We start from the raw sequence: 15,217 nt of genomic DNA on the forward strand, positions 1-15,217 counted from the left end.
TTACGAAAATTGATCTATATCCTGTACCCATTGTGATAATTCATTCTGGTGGGATTCAATGTGAGTATCCAATTGTGAAGAATTGATCCCGTGCTGACTGTATTCATAAATTTCTTCTAATACTGTTTTTACGTTTTGATTAATATTTCCGTTGATCATTAATGATTTAACCAAACGTTCCAATTGTTCACATTCTGAAATAGAGCCACAGCAATCTGTCTGATGATTGCTTAAAATATCTTTTAATAAATTTAATTGATCCTGGTGTCCAAGCGGCATGAAAAGCACCCTTTCTATTGAAGCTGAAAATAAAAACAAAAGGAATTCACTTTTAGGTTGTGGATTCTTTTTTTTATTTATTCATTGGCGGATTGTAATTTAGGTGTTTGAGTGCCATTGGGTTAAACTACAAACAAGGGATGAACCACTATAGTAATCCCTCTAAAAATAAAGTTGCATCACTGCGACAGGCATGATATTGTTTGAACGATATTAATTTTTAGGAGTGTCAAAATGCGACAGCGAAATAAACCTTGGGCGAAAGATAAATTAGCCGAATATCCACAATACGTAATTTCAGAACCTGAAAAATATAAAGGAAAGTGGAAGGAAGCCTTCGATAAAGATCAGCCCCTTCATATAGAAATTGGGACAGGAAAAGGCCGCTTCATAACTGGTATGGCGAAAGCAAACCCGGAAAACAACTACATTGGAATTGAGCTCGCTGACAGCGTCATCGTCACTGCTCTGGATCGTATCATCGAGGATGAACTTCCAAATGTAAAGCTTCTGAATGTGAATGCCAATGATCTTCGGGATTACTTTGAAAAAGGCGAAGTCGATCGTGTCTACCTTAATTTTTCAGATCCATGGCCAAAGAAACGCCATGCAAAACGCAGGCTGACTTATAAAAGTTTCCTGGAGATTTATGAAAATATCCTTGGGGATAAAGGAGAAATACACTTTAAGACTGATAACCAGGGATTATTTGAATCATCTCTTATGAGTTTCTCCGAGTACGGCATGCTTCTGACATTTGTCAGCCTGGACCTTCACAATAGCGATTATGAAGGAAACATCATGACCGAATATGAAGAGAAGTTTTCTTCAAGGGGAAGCCGTATATTCCGGTGTGAAGTTCAATACAGATAAGCTAGTCTATCCGGATGGATAGGCTTTTTTTGGATATTGCTATATTTGACTGTTTGCATTCGTGTGGAATAATTTAAATATTTCTACAAGTAAGCGCTTAAATGTTAATATGAGATAAGGGGAATGCGAGCGCTTGCTCAGAAAAACTCAAATGGAGGAGATAATGATGGAAGCATTGGAGTTAAAGAACGTAAAGCTGTACTGGCTTCGCGGCGGTGTCACACATCTTGATGGCGGAGCCATGTTTGGGGTAGTTCCTAAGCCTTTATGGTCTAAAAGATATCCCTGCAATGAAAATAATCAGATCGAACTGAGAACAGATCCGATCCTTATTCAGTTTGACGGTAAAAATATTCTAGTCGAATCGGGTCTTGGAAACGGGAAGCTGAGTGATAAACAGAAGAGGAATTTCGGAGCGCTTGAAGAGTCTTTTGTTGAACAGGATTTAGCCAAGCACGGCCTGTCACCAAAGGACATCGATTATATCCTTATGACGCATCTTCATTTTGATCATGCCTGCGGACTGACAAAACCGGAAGAAGGAAAATTTTCTTCTATATTTCCAAATGCAAGAATCATTGCATCACAAGTGGAATGGGAAGAAATGAGAAATCCTAATATCCGTTCAAGGAATACATATTGGAAAGAAAACTGGGAGTCCATTCAGGATCAGGTGGATGTCTTTGCAGGAGAGTGGACGCTCGGCCCTATTAAAATGGTGCATACAGGCGGCCACAGTGATGGCCATTCTATACTTGTTATAGAAGATGAGGATGAGACCGTCATTCATATGGCTGATATCATGCCAACTCATGCCCATGCGAATGTACTTTGGGTTCTCGCTTACGATGACTATCCGATGGATTCCATAAGTGCCAAGGAAAAATGGATGGAATACGGGCTGGAAAGAAATGCATGGTTTACTTTTTATCATGATGCTTTTTACCGGGCAGTCAAATGGGATGAATCAGGAAATATTGCTGAGAAGGTGGAAAAGAAGCAAAGTTAAAAAATCCCCATCCGGGGATTTTTTAATACTCTTTAAACGTCTATAACTGGCCTGCCCCCTCGAGGTCACAAGCTTGTCTAGTTACGGCTCCTAGGGACTCGGGGACATAAGCTGTTTCCTTTCAGAAGGAGAAAACCACCTTCTTTCAGGAAATGTCTTATGCCTGAGGCCCGCAGGACAAGGAAGGCTTCGACAGTATAAACATCGCACGACAGAGCGGTAGGTAGCTTTTGGGAGGACGTGGCGTTCTTAGTCTGCATTCCTTCTTGGGCAAGGCATTTGTGCTTTTCTCAATGCAGTGGAAAAACGTCCAAAATGGTTCCAGTCTCTGCGTCGGCAATGAATTCATACTGCTCGGCTTCTTCACCCGAAAACCTCGAAATGCCGCCCTTATAAACCTGATATTTTAAATGACCTTTTTCATAAGGTTCAGCTTTCATATGAATCCATGATCCGCTTATCGGCCCTTCCTGTTTAAATGCATCCTTTGCATTTGCCAAAGCTTTCTCAGGGGAAACAGCAGTTTTCTGCGACAGCAATTCCCTAGCTGCGTACCCGCTCGCCAAACCAACCCCAACACCTAACATAAATGACTTCCAATTCATAATTGCACCTCCCCAGGCTGATGATATAAGCAGTTCATTTTTACAAATTTTTCTGTTTTCCAATTCTATCTTATCAAAAATAGGCATGAACTAAAATAAATAATACACAGCTTAAATTTCGCCAACCGAAGTTTCCTGCCTGAAATGGTGGAAAGACGTATGAAAGTTCTGTAAAATGAAATTATACATATCTGCATAGCCAATTCGCAAAGTGATAAAGGAGAATAATAATGAACGAAAAAACATTGCAGCTTTTTAAAACATTGACAGAGTTGCCAGGGGCGCCTGGAAACGAGCATTTAGTACGGAAATTCATGCGCGAACAGATCAGCCAGTATACAGAAGAAGTCGTTCAGGATAAGCTTGGAGGCATCTTCGGCGTGAAAAGAGGCGATCAAAGCGGCCCGACTGTCATGGTGGCAGGCCATATGGATGAAGTTGGATTCATGGTCACTTCCATAACAGATAATGGAATGATCCGTTTTCAGACACTGGGAGGCTGGTGGAGCCAGGTTTTGCTTGCACAAAGAGTCCAAATTATTACAGATAATGGACCGGTGACAGGAGTTATCGGTTCAATTCCTCCGCATCTTTTAGACGAAGCAAAGCGCAGCAAGCCGATGGAAATAAAGAATATGCTGATTGACATTGGTGCAGATGACCGTGAAGATGCGAAAAGAATAGGCATTAAGCCAGGACAGCAAATTCTCCCGATTTGTCCATTTACACCAATGGCAAATGCAAAGAAAATCCTGGCGAAAGCATGGGATAACCGTTATGGCTGCGGTTTGGCGGTGGAACTTTTAGAAGAAGTCCAGAGTGAAGCACTTCCCAATATTCTCTATTCCGGAGCAACAGTTCAGGAAGAAGTTGGCTTAAGAGGTGCACAGACAGCAGCGAATATGATCAATCCTGACATTTTCTTTGCGTTGGATGCAAGCCCTGCCAACGATATGACCGGGGATAAAAACGAGTTCGGCCATTTAGGAAAAGGAGCTCTTCTGCGCATACTGGACCGTTCAATGGTAACGCACCGCGGCATGAGGGAGTTTGTTCTGGATACAGCTGAAACGAACAACATTCCATATCAGTATTTCGTCTCGCAAGGCGGAACAGATGCAGGTAAAGTTCACATATCCAATGAAGGTGTTCCAAGTGCAGTAATCGGCATTTGCTCCCGTTATATTCACACACATGCATCCATTGTGCATGTCGATGATTATGCAGCGGCAAAAGAATTGCTTGTTAAATTAGTAAAAGCTTGTGACCGTTCAACAGTAGAAACCATCCGTCAAAACAGTTAAGCAGATGAGACAGCAGGTGCTGTCTCTTTTTCCTGTAATATGAAAGGAGTACACATGAAAGTCATCATTGGTTCAAAAAATCCCGCAAAGATTTTGGCAGTAAAAACTGCTTTTAGCCATTATGAAGCTGTTATTATGTCCGAAGATGTGCCCTCAGGAGTGAACGACCAGCCATTCTCGGATGAAGAAACCATAAAAGGGGCCATCAATAGAGCATATGGAGCACTCCAAGCATCCGGCGGACAAATTGGCATTGGCCTCGAGGGCGGTGTGCAGAAAACAGAGCACGGGCTATTTCTCTGTAATTGGGGGGCTCTTGCGGAAAAAGGGCAGCCTCCGATTATTGCTGGCGGAGCCAGGATTCCCCTTCCAGATGGGGTTGCAGTCCGGCTTTTGGCTGGCGAAGAACTTGGCCCTGTAATGGATGATTACGCAAAAAAAGAAAATATCCGCAAAAATGAAGGAGCTGTTGGGATTTTTACAAATGGGCAGATTAATCGTGCTGACATGTTCTCGCATGTCATGAAGCTTCTTCTTGGGCAATATGAATATAGAAAAAAGGGCTAGCTTGGTGCTAACCCCTTTTTCTATTCGGTTTCGAAGATGTACGACAAAACTTTCAAGGCCTGGTTGACCGTTTCAACAGTAACATTGGCTTTACTTGAAAGCTCCTTTAAAGGGTGATGCAGCTCATTGGGACGGATGAGGATCAGCGGTTTTCCAAGTGCCGCAGCAGCACTTGCGTCCATGGCTGTGTTCCATTGCTTATATTTTTCACCAAACAAAGCAATCACGAGATCCGATTTTTGCATAAGAAGCTGTGTTCTTAAGTTATTGATGCTTGAAGCGGCTTCATCACGGAAGATTGCATCCGGCTGCTTCCCGAGAATTTCCTCTCCGATCATGTCAGAACGGTCATGGTTTTCCATAGGACCCGTAAAATGAACAGGCAGCTGAAGTGATTTAGCTTTCTCCTTTAATTCATTGCGCCAATTGGAATGTATTTCACCTGCTAAGTAGACGGTTATTTCCATTCTTTTTCCTCCTTTATGCAATATTCTTATATTTTAACATTTCTTCTAAGAAGTAACGCAGTGAAAAGGCCCTCAATCCTTATATGAAGGGTTGTCAGACTATTAAGAAGAAATGTATGATAGGGAAGGATATGAGATTCCATGCAAGGAGGGGACTTTAGAATGCATAAAAGATTCACCGCAGCCTTGCTCTTATTTATTTCATTTATACTGGTCAGTGCCTGTTCAGCATCGTTGGAAGAAGAGCAAACTGCCGCAAAGAATGCTGCAGAGGAAGCATTCAACCTATCACCTGAAAAGACAAATCATGAGTTTGAAGATATAGAATATTATTTGCCTTTCGGCTACGAAGTAGAAGAGGAAAGTCCAAATAACATCATTTTAAAAAATGGCTCCAAAAGGTATATCCTTTTTTACAACCAGCATGAAGGCCCGGACAGCAAGGTTGTTTATGATGCTACCCTAAAGCAAAAAGATAAATATGAAGTTAAAGAGACGTTTACAAAAGATGGACATAATGGCTTCCTGTTAATCAACAGAGGGAAAAAAGACGAACACGAATTGGTAGTCGGGATTGGCGGAGTAAAATTATCTACGCAGGCTGCGACCAGAAATTTATCCTCTGAGGCCGCTGCAATGATGGAGATAGCTAATTCTGTCCAGGTGAAGAATTAAAGCGAAGGGCGATGTCCTTCGTTTTTGTTTTGCTTTTTTTTAAGAATTTATTTTTAATAAATTATGATAGAAAACCCCTATTATAAAGAACAATAAGAATACAAAAGATTTTATATTACAAGTGTCTTTACATGTGTTATCTTATAGTTGCAGAACTTTTAAATAGGGGGAAAATAATGAGAGCCTTTCTGAATAGAAAAGGGGTAACCCTTTCACCTAAAGTATATTTTATAGATGCACTGAGCAGCATGGCGCTTGGATTATTCGCTTCGCTGATCATTGGGCTTATTATTAAGACAGTCGGCGAACAGACTGATTTCAAATACCTGGAGGATATGGGCACTCTGGCTATGGGTCTGATGGGGCCTGCAATAGGTGTTGCAGTTGCATACGGACTTAATGCTCCACCGCTTGTTATCTTTTCAGCCATTGCCAGCGGGGCTGCCGGCGCGGCTCTTGGCGGTCCAGCAGGGAGCTTCGCTGCAGCTCTTATTTCCACAGAGCTTGGAAAACTTGTCAGTAAGGAAACAAAGGTTGATATCATTGTAACACCGCTTGTTACAATTGTGGCTGGTTATATGGTTTCAACATTAATTGGCCCCGGGATCGATTATGGAATGAAGAGCTTTGGCAGCCTGATCATGTGGGGAACAGAGCAAAGGCCAATCATCATGGGCATCATTGTGGCGGTATTAATGGGTCTTGCCTTGACGGCACCCATTTCTTCAGCCGCCATTGCGCTTATGCTTGATCTGCACGGAGTTGCAGCAGGAGCTGCCACTATTGGCTGTGCAGCACAAATGGTCGGCTTCGCAGTGAGCAGCTTCAGGGAAAATAAAATGGGCGGTTTAGTAGCGATTGGAATAGGAACATCCATGCTGCAGGTAGCCAACATTATTAAAAATCCGCGTATTCTTATTCCACCTACCCTTGCAGGTGCGTTCCTGGCACCCTTTGGCACGACCGTCTGGCTAATGGAGAACAATGCTGCAGGAGCAGGCATGGGAACAAGCGGGCTGGTTGGACAGATAATGACTTTTACAACGATGGGCTTTGGTTCAGAAATTTGGATGAAGGTCATTATATTGCATTTTATTGGACCGGCTCTTATCAGCCTGTTATTATCTGAGTATATGAGGAAGAAAGGCTGGATCCAATATGGAGACATGCATATCAGCACAGGGGGCGAAAAAAAATGAAAAAACTGGAATCGGCAGAACAATTTAACGAGATGCGCAGCAATGGGAAGCATATTTTCATGTTTTCAGCTGACTGGTGTCCGGATTGCCGGGTTATTGAACCGATATTGCCTGAAATAGAAGCAAAATATAGTGAATACACTTTTATTTATGTAGATCGCGATCAATTCATTGATCTTTGCATTGAGCTTGATGTCTTTGGGATCCCAAGCTTCATCGGATACAGGGATGGCCAGGAACTTGGCCGCTTTGTCAGCAAAGACCGCAAAACCCAGGAAGAAATTGAAAACTTTATTCAAACTCTTGAACAATAAGCCTGTGTACATTTAGTGTTCAAATTTTACTTTGATAAATGTCTAGCGCAAGCAGCCTGCCCTCTCGAGGCGTCGGGGGCTGGCAAGGCGCTTCCGTTTTTAGGCCCTCCTGCATCTCTTTTGAGCAGGAGGGTTTATTAGTGTAGAATGATAGTCGGAAATCAATCCCCATAAGGAGGGGCTTATATATGAAAATGGATAGTAAAAAGATGAAAAATGAATTGGAGCAGCGCTTAGCAAAAGAGAACCGGACTTTCTCTTTTGACAGGGAAAAAGATCAGTTCAGAATCGAAAATAAGGACACTGGAAAAGGAATTACCATCTCTCTTCCGGGCATTATTGCTAAATGGCAGGAGCAAAAGGAAAAAGCGATTGAAGAAGTCGTTTATTATGTGGAAGAAGGCCTGGAGGCAATGGTGGAGGATGCCCATTTGTCGGGACATGAAAAAAATATTTTTCCAGTCATCCGATCAACTTCTTTTCCAGGCGAGTCACAGGAAGGTATTCCTTTTTTGACAGATGAACATACGGCTGAAACACGAATTTACTATGCGCTCGATCTTGGAAATACGTATCGCCTCATTGATGCAAAGCTAATGGAAAAAGAGAGCTGGGATCCCGAAAGAATTAGAGAAACGGCTCTTTTCAACGTAAGATCCCTGTCGACAGATATGAAATCGGATACTGTTGCAGGCAACACTTTCTATTTCTTAAACAAAAATGATGGATATGATGCAAGCAGAATCCTGAATGATTCCTTTATTAAAGAAATGGGCAGGAAAGTAGAAGGATCCATGGCCGTTGCCGTTCCGCATCAGGACGTATTGATTATTGCTGATATAAAAAATGAAACAGGCTATGACGTTCTCGCCCAGATGACTATGAGTTTCTTTGCGAGCGGCAGAGTGCCCATTACTTCCCTGTCATTCTTATATGAGAATGGAGAGTTTGAACCAATATTTATTTTGGGTAAGAATAAAAAAAAGTAGGTTTTAAGGGTCACAGCAATGTGGTCCTTTTTTTGTTTAACACTGATTCTTCCTGAAAACAAGGCGATAAACCCCCAGGTGAGATGAACCATTACCGAATGATATATAGATCCGTTATTTTAAATGAAAGTTAAGCAGTTCCGGGTAAAAAGACAGATATCACTACTTATGAACCTTTAATCACCCGCCTGAGTCGAAAGTATGCCTGCAGCCTTTAGTTTGTTTGTAAATTTACCCATTCTGTCTTTATAAGGACTCATTCTCGGATTTCTTATTCAAAATCTGTGAATAACTGCTAAAATAATATAGAAAGTCTAACAAAGTTTTTAATAGAAAGAGTTGATATAAATGAGCTGGATTAAAAAGCTATTCCATATGTTTAAAAGTGATGAGGAAGAATATGAGGAAATGGAAGAACATGCAGATGAGCATAACTATGAGAAGCAGCCGCCTGCAAAAAAAACAAAAGAAAGTTCGAGAGACATAGATGCTAAAGTAGTCTATCAATACCCCAAAGGCCAATTCCGTTTTCCGGTCATACCTGACCATGAAGCAGAACGGGAGAATAAGAGGCAGCAAAGACAGGATCATAATAGACAGGATCATAATCGTGGGAAGCCTGTAAATAAAACTGAAAAACGGAAGTCAAGGGCAGGAGAAACGGAATGGCAGAAAAAGCCGGCGGATACTCCAATCCATGAAAAAAGGACGCCTCGTTCCGCAGATAGGGAGCGGCAAAGAAAGTCTGCGCCACCACCTGCCAGTGAAGAAAAAATTCTGACCCGTAATGAAAGAGAGGCTGCCAGCAAGAAAAGACCTTTTCAGCCAACAGAAATTCCATCGCCGATATATGGATTTAAAAGGCCACGGCCAAATGCCCAGCAAGATAAATCTGATAACGGGGAACAGGAAAACCGCAGGGAACTTACATACGATGAGGTTATGCGCAAAATTCAGCAGACCCCCCCTAATCGGCCGAATGTAACCGAAGCTGTTTCGGATGAAGAAAGAGAAACTGTCATTTCCGATAAACTGAAAGCTTTACAGGCACAGGCTTCTGCATTGGAAACAGAGGAACCAGCAGCCAAAAGATACAAAATAGGTGAAGCGTCTGAATTAATGTTTGAAGTACCTGAAAATAACCAAGAAACATTGCGGCATGAAGAAACACATACTGCCTGGCAAGATCATAAGGAACCTGGCAGGCAGCTTGGAGGATCTTCCAAGCCTGACGGTGAATCTCCAAATAGTGAGGATCGCATCGGTCTTAAAAAAAAATCGGAAATCAGCAGATCGCTCGCAAACTTGATTGAAGAGGCTCTGCACGAGGAAGAAAAAGAAGAATACACAGCAGAACTCTCAGAGCAGAGCGAATTAAGATCTCATGATATCCTTGAGATTGAAGCTGAAGAGGATGCAGAAAAGAATGAATTTCATCACGATTTAGGGATTGTTGCTAAAAGTGACTCGGAAGAGTTTATCCATATAAACTTAAAAGAGGGAAACTCACAAGCAGAAGGAATGGAGATGTCTAATAAAGCTGAATTAAGTTCTGATCATGAAGATAGCGGGGAATTAACAGGCTCGTTCTCTACTCAGGCTGAACTGATTTCTGATATAAACAGGGCTGAGAATGCAGAGCAAAATGAGACTGCAGGTGCAAATGAATACTTAGAAACAAAAACAGAATCTGCTGCGTCAACCCCACAGCAGGAAGAAGATGCCCAGGAAGGGAAGAAGCCTTCATCAAGAGGATCAATTCCATTTAATGTCATCATGCTGAATAATGACAGAAAAAAACTGAATCAGCAGGATAAGATGGCAAGACCGTCAGATGAAAAAAAAAATAATATCGCTATGTTTCCGTCAGAAAATATCCAGCAGTCTGCTGCTGCTGCAGAAAAGATCGAGAATCATCCACCGGTGAACCATTTGCCTATGGAAGAACGTGCAGAGCAGACACCGCCTGCATCGGAAATGGACCGATTTGAGGATGAACAGACATATCAGGGGGACGAAGAAATTTTTTATTACCAATTTCCTTCCCAGACATTGCTGACACCGCCAGTAATCATGGAGGAAGCTTCCGATTGGCTTTACGAACAGGAACAGATGTTAAATTCTACACTGCAAAATTTCAATGTCAGGGCGAGGGTGGTTAATGTTACGCAAGGACCTTCTGTAACAAGGTTTGAAGTACAGCCCGAACCAGGTGTCAAGGTGAATAAAATCACGAACCTCTCAGATGATATAAAGCTGAGTCTGGCAGCAAGGGATATTCGGATCGAAGCGCCGATACCAGGAAAGCATACAATCGGCATTGAGGTTCCGAACCAGAGCAGCCGTCCGGTACTTATCAGTGAGATCATCAGCACCCCGGAGTTCCAGACTGGCCAATCCCCATTAACGGCTGTGCTGGGGCTTGATATCTCTGGGAAGCCGATTGTGACGGATTTACGGAAAATGCCGCATGGTTTGATTGCCGGTGCAACGGGATCAGGGAAGAGCGTCTGTATTAACACGATCCTGGTAAGCCTGCTGTATAAGGCGAGTCCCGATGAATTGAAGCTTCTTCTGATCGACCCAAAAATGGTCGAACTTGCACCATATAATCGAATTCCACATTTGGTCAGCCCGGTTATTACCGATGTAAAAGCGGCAACGGCAGCCTTGAAGTGGGCTGTCGAGGAGATGGAACGCAGATATGAATTGTTTGCCCATGCAGGTGTGAGGGATATAAACCGTTTTAATGAGCTGGCAGAGGAGCATCAGCAATATTCAGAGAAGCTGCCATTTATGGTCATTGTGATTGATGAGCTGGCAGACTTAATGATGATGTCGCCAGCCGATGTGGAAGAAGCCATTTGCCGGATTGCACAAAAAGCCCGTGCATGCGGAATTCATCTTATTATTGCAACCCAGCGTCCTTCCGTGGATGTTATTACCGGCTTAATCAAGGCGAATGTGCCTACAAGAATTGCATTCTCTGTGTCATCTCAAATCGATTCAAGAACAATCATTGATATAAGCGGAGCTGAAAAACTGCTTGGACGGGGAGATATGCTTTTCCTTGAAAACGGATCCTCAAAGCCAGTGAGGCTGCAGGGTACATTTGTTTCAGATAAAGAAATTGATGATGTGGTAGCCCATGTACGGAGGGAACGCGATCCTGACTACTTATTTGAGCAGGAAGAACTTCTGAAAAAAGCTCATGCAATAGAAGAAGAGGATGAATTGTTTTTTGAAGCATGCGAGTTTGTTGTTGATCAGGGAGCGGCTTCCACTTCAAGCCTGCAAAGAAGATTTAAAATAGGATATAATAGGGCAGCCAGGCTGATTGATATGATGGAAAAACAAGGGTTCATTTCTGAAAATAGAGGCAGCAAGCCAAGGGATGTCCTCATTACAGAAGCTGATCTTGAATCCATACAAGAGACTAGTACATTAAATTAATCCATGGTATTCTTTACTTGCATGTTTAAAATAATATGAATAAACAACTACGATAAACGAAGAAAGCATTCTAAAGCTGGCGGGCTGCCGGCATAGAGGCCTGCTCCTTGCAAACCAAGTCAGCAGGCGCTTCTGCTTTCTTTAATGTTTCTAAGGAGCTTTAGGGATGAAGGAAATTGAAATGAAGGTTAAAGGAGAAATCAAACGTCTGACAAACCAGACTTTTAAATTCGATGAACGTGTAAGAGATGGCTGGTTTTCAGCGGTTTACTTCCTTAAAACAAGAGAAATTGTTAAGAAATATCACGAAGATAAAATCGTAACCATGCAGTTTTTCCAAAAGAATCATGCCGTTCTATGCGGTACGGATGAAGTCATTGCGCTGCTAAAAACATTTGCAGACCGCCCGGATGATCTGGAAATTTATTCATTAAAAGACGGTGATAAGATTTCACCCTTTGAAACAGTTTTAACCATTACAGGAAGATATCAGGATTTCGGATATCTTGAAGGAATAATTGACGGCATATTGGCCAGAAGAACTTCAGTTGCCACGAATGTCTATAATGTGGTAAAAGCAGCAGGTGTTTCTGGTGTTCAAAAGCAGGTCATCTTCATGGGGGACCGGGATGATCATTATATCACCCAGGCAGGAGATGGCTATGCAGCCTTTATTGGGGGGGCAACAGCCCAGGCCACGCATGCGATGAATGAATGGTGGGGCAAAAAAGGAATGGGAACAATGCCGCATGCTTTGATCCAAATGTTCGAGGGAGATATCGTTGCATCTACTAAGGCTTATCAGGAGACGTTTCCTGAAGACGATTTAGTTGCTCTGGTAGACTACAACAATGATGCCATAACCGATTCCCTGAAAGTGGCAAGAGCCTTTGGCAAAGAGCTTAAAGGTGTCCGGGTTGATACATCAAGAACAATGATTGATCAATATTTCTTAAGAAATCAGCATTTGCTGGGAACGTTTGACCCGCGCGGAGTCAATGCAGAACTGATTTTCGCTTTAAGAAAAGCGCTGGATGATGAAGGTTTCCAACATGTGAAGATTGTGGTGAGCGGCGGTTTTACTGAATCCCGAATCCGTGAATTTGAAGAACAGGGTGTTCCGGTTGATACCTATGGAATTGGAAGCAGCCTGCTGAAGATCACCACAGGGTTCACTGGAGACAATGTAATGATTGACGGTAAGCATGCAGCTAAGGCAGGACGCCGTTATCGTCCAAACCCCCGCCTTGAAAAGGTTGAATAACTGAACGCTATTTACAAGAAAGTAAGGAGCATCCTAAATGGATATGGACAGCTCAATTCTGGATTTACAATCTTTCCGTAAAGCTAAACAGCTCCAGGGAGAGAATAATGCTCTGCGTTTATACACATTAAGCAAGGATTATACAGAACGAACGGCTAATATCAGAGAGAAAGTCCGGGCAAAGCATTTATTTCGGAAAACGCTCGGTCTTGCTTCTGAGACGGCTTTTTCGCCTATTCAGCAGGAAGTTTTTCAGGATTGGTTTCTCTTTGATTATAAAACCATTCAAGGCTCTACTATGTTCAGTCTGTTCTTAAAGAACAATGCCAGGCAGCTTTCAGAGTCAGATCTCATTCAGGGGGCTCTCTTTTTAACATCAGTCATGGAACCCATCCGGATTTTAGATGTAAGTCAAAAGAAAATCTCCGCCTCAGGTGTGGAAGATAGCACTTCTTTTCTCTTAAGTCAGCACGGGGTGTTTCGGCCGGAACTGTCAATAGGGTGGTATTTTATTAGAAGAATACCAATCCAGATGTATGATCTTCCTATTGGACCATTTATCTCTATTCAAAAGGATGAAGGAGTTCACCGTTTAACGAAGGCATTTTCGAAGGCAAAATTAAAGGTTCCTGACCTTACATGGAGAGCTTTCCTGAAATCTAATGTTTTATTTTTTATTTCTGGGGTATAAATAGCTGGCAATACGTTACATAGTTTTTAGAATCGATTAATGATATAATGATTCAATACATTAAAGTGTAAGTAAATAAAAATGACAGCGGAAAAGCTTAGCAGCACAGTCATGGAAGCATGTCTTCTAAGGGGATATGCGCAAAACTAGATATATGTCATATACTGTTTTACAGATATACGATGGTTGGAGGTTCTTTATATGACTATTTACCATTTCGTAGGTATTAAGGGGTCTGGAATGAGTGCATTGGCACAAGTTCTGCATGATATGAATTATCAGGTTCAAGGCTCCGATTTTGAGAAACACTTTTTTACTCAGGTTGCACTTGAGAAATCCGGAATAAAGATCCTTCCCTTTCAAAAGGAAAACATACAGCCGGGCATGACGGTAATCGCCGGGAATGCATATCCGGACACGCATGAAGAGATTGAGGAAGCAATGAAGCTTGGCTTGCCTGTTGTGCGTTATCATCGATTTTTAGGTGATTTCATGAAGAATTTTACGAGCATCGCTGTGACGGGAGCTCATGGGAAAACATCCACTACAGGCTTGCTTGCGCACGTAATGCGAGGCGCAAAACCAACTTCATTCCTTATTGGAGACGGTACGGGCAAAGGGGACAAGGAAGCTGAATATTTTGTTTTCGAAGCTTGTGAATACAGAAGGCACTTCCTTTCTTACTATCCTGATTATGCAATAATGACGAATATTGATTTTGACCACCCTGATTACTTTGCCAACATTGAAGATGTGTTTTCTGCTTTTCAGGAAATGTCATGGCAAGTGAATAAGGGGATTTTCGCATGCGGTGATGACGAGCAGCTGCAAAAAATCCAGGCAAAAGTGCCCGTGGTATTCTATGGTTTTGGAGAAGATAATGATTTTCAGGCACGCAATGTAGTTAAAACTACAGAAGGAACAACATTTGATGTATTTGTCCGGAACACCTTCTTTGAGACTTTCTCTATTCCAGCGTATGGAGATCATAACGTCTTGAACTCCTTAGCTGTTATCGCTCTATGTCATTATGAAGAGATCGATGCAAAGATTGTCCAGGAACAGCTTCTTTCCTTTGAAGGAGTGAAAAGAAGATTTTCCGAGAAGAAAGTGGGCTCTCAGGTAATTATTGATGACTATGCCCACCATCCGACAGAAATTAAGGCGACTGTAGAAGCTGCCAGACAAAAGTATCCTGAAAAGGATGTGGTTGCAGTTTTCCAGCCGCATACATTTACGAGGACTCAGGCCTTTCTTGATGATTTTGCATCAAGCCTTAATTTGGCTGACAAAGTATATCTTTGCGAAATCTTTGGCTCTGCCCGTGAAAACCATGGAAAACTCACGATTGATGACTTAAAGGCCAAAATTCCCAATGCACAAATTCTAAATGAAGAAGAAACGGCTGTACTAAGGAATCATGAAGATAGCGTAATTATGTTTATGGGTGCCGGGGATATCCAAAAATTCCAGCAGGCATACGAAAACCAAATATAAATCATAAGAAGGATGCTTCGCTAAGGAAGCA

15 protein-coding genes are annotated in these 15,217 nt (G+C 42.2%); 12 read left to right on the forward strand and 3 right to left on the reverse strand.

The annotated features are described in order from the left end of the window. Positions 1-279: a YtzH-like family protein gene (locus MKY20_RS08300; protein ID WP_009333350.1), complete on the reverse strand. Its 279-nt coding sequence runs from the start codon at positions 277-279 to the stop codon at positions 1-3. A gap of 234 nt (positions 280-513) precedes the next feature. Here MKY20_RS08300 and trmB point away from each other — a divergent pair, with 234 nt between their 5' ends. Both trmB and MKY20_RS08310 read left to right on the forward strand, forming a co-directional pair. Next, on the forward strand, positions 514-1,152 hold the full coding sequence (trmB, locus tag MKY20_RS08305; protein WP_019383036.1) for a tRNA (guanosine(46)-N7)-methyltransferase TrmB: 639 nt from the start codon (positions 514-516) through the stop codon (positions 1,150-1,152). A 166-nt stretch (positions 1,153-1,318) separates the two neighbouring features. Then, a complete protein-coding gene (locus MKY20_RS08310; protein WP_192908970.1) occupies positions 1,319-2,161 on the forward strand; it encodes a YtnP family quorum-quenching lactonase in 843 nt (280 codons plus the stop codon). 290 nt (positions 2,162-2,451) lie between these two features. Here the strand turns inward: MKY20_RS08310 and MKY20_RS08315 are convergent, their stop codons facing one another. Next, positions 2,452-2,766 (reverse strand): PepSY domain-containing protein, encoded by a 315-nt coding sequence (locus tag MKY20_RS08315; protein ID WP_009333347.1) that lies wholly within the window; start codon positions 2,764-2,766, stop codon positions 2,452-2,454. Between the two features lie 230 nt (positions 2,767-2,996). Between MKY20_RS08315 and MKY20_RS08320 the strand changes: the two genes are divergently transcribed. Further along, a complete protein-coding gene (locus MKY20_RS08320; protein WP_009333346.1) occupies positions 2,997-4,070 on the forward strand; it encodes a M42 family metallopeptidase in 1,074 nt (357 codons plus the stop codon). A gap of 54 nt (positions 4,071-4,124) precedes the next feature. Then, a complete protein-coding gene (locus MKY20_RS08325) occupies positions 4,125-4,637 on the forward strand; it encodes a DUF84 family protein (protein ID WP_009333345.1) in 513 nt (170 codons plus the stop codon). A 20-nt stretch (positions 4,638-4,657) separates the two neighbouring features. On the opposite strand, the gene MKY20_RS08330 is transcribed toward MKY20_RS08325, so the two are convergent. Next, entirely contained in the window at positions 4,658-5,104 is a 447-nt protein-coding gene (locus tag MKY20_RS08330) for a YtoQ family protein (protein WP_009333344.1), read from the reverse strand. Between the two features lie 162 nt (positions 5,105-5,266). On the opposite strand from MKY20_RS08330, the gene MKY20_RS08335 reads away from it, so the two are divergent. From MKY20_RS08335 to murC, 8 genes are all read left to right on the forward strand, one after another. After that, a complete protein-coding gene (locus MKY20_RS08335) occupies positions 5,267-5,779 on the forward strand; it encodes a hypothetical protein (RefSeq protein WP_009333343.1) in 513 nt (170 codons plus the stop codon). Between the two features lie 176 nt (positions 5,780-5,955). Continuing rightward, positions 5,956-6,978: a PTS transporter subunit IIC gene (locus MKY20_RS08340; protein WP_019383040.1), complete on the forward strand. Its 1,023-nt coding sequence runs from the start codon at positions 5,956-5,958 to the stop codon at positions 6,976-6,978. Then, the gene (locus MKY20_RS08345; RefSeq protein WP_009333341.1) at positions 6,975-7,292 is read left to right on the forward strand and encodes a thioredoxin family protein; all 318 of its coding nucleotides are present in this window, start codon (positions 6,975-6,977) and stop codon (positions 7,290-7,292) included. Before MKY20_RS08340 ends, MKY20_RS08345 begins: the two co-directional genes overlap by 4 nt. Before the next feature lie 188 nt (positions 7,293-7,480). After that, positions 7,481-8,281 carry a DUF1444 domain-containing protein gene (locus tag MKY20_RS08350; RefSeq protein WP_251174711.1) on the forward strand — a complete coding sequence of 267 codons (801 nt, stop codon included), beginning with the start codon at positions 7,481-7,483 and terminating at the stop codon, positions 8,279-8,281. Positions 8,282-8,629: 348 nt separating this feature from the next. After that, the gene (locus MKY20_RS08355) at positions 8,630-11,734 is read left to right on the forward strand and encodes a DNA translocase FtsK (protein ID WP_251174712.1); all 3,105 of its coding nucleotides are present in this window, start codon (positions 8,630-8,632) and stop codon (positions 11,732-11,734) included. 166 nt (positions 11,735-11,900) lie between these two features. Then, complete coding sequence (locus tag MKY20_RS08360; RefSeq protein WP_009333337.1) at positions 11,901-12,998, forward strand: nicotinate phosphoribosyltransferase; 1,098 nt, start codon at positions 11,901-11,903, stop codon at positions 12,996-12,998. Between the two features lie 37 nt (positions 12,999-13,035). Next, positions 13,036-13,689, forward strand: a complete 654-nt coding sequence (locus MKY20_RS08365) for a hypothetical protein (protein WP_019383044.1) — start codon at positions 13,036-13,038, stop codon at positions 13,687-13,689. A gap of 201 nt (positions 13,690-13,890) precedes the next feature. Continuing rightward, the gene (gene murC, locus MKY20_RS08370; protein ID WP_009333335.1) at positions 13,891-15,186 is read left to right on the forward strand and encodes a UDP-N-acetylmuramate--L-alanine ligase; all 1,296 of its coding nucleotides are present in this window, start codon (positions 13,891-13,893) and stop codon (positions 15,184-15,186) included. Positions 15,187-15,217 lie beyond the last annotated feature (31 nt).

Origin of the sequence: Cytobacillus sp. FSL W8-0315, from assembly GCF_038002905.1 — a bacterium.
Classification (GTDB): Bacteria; Bacillota; Bacilli; order Bacillales; family Cytobacillaceae; genus Cytobacillus; species Cytobacillus pseudoceanisediminis.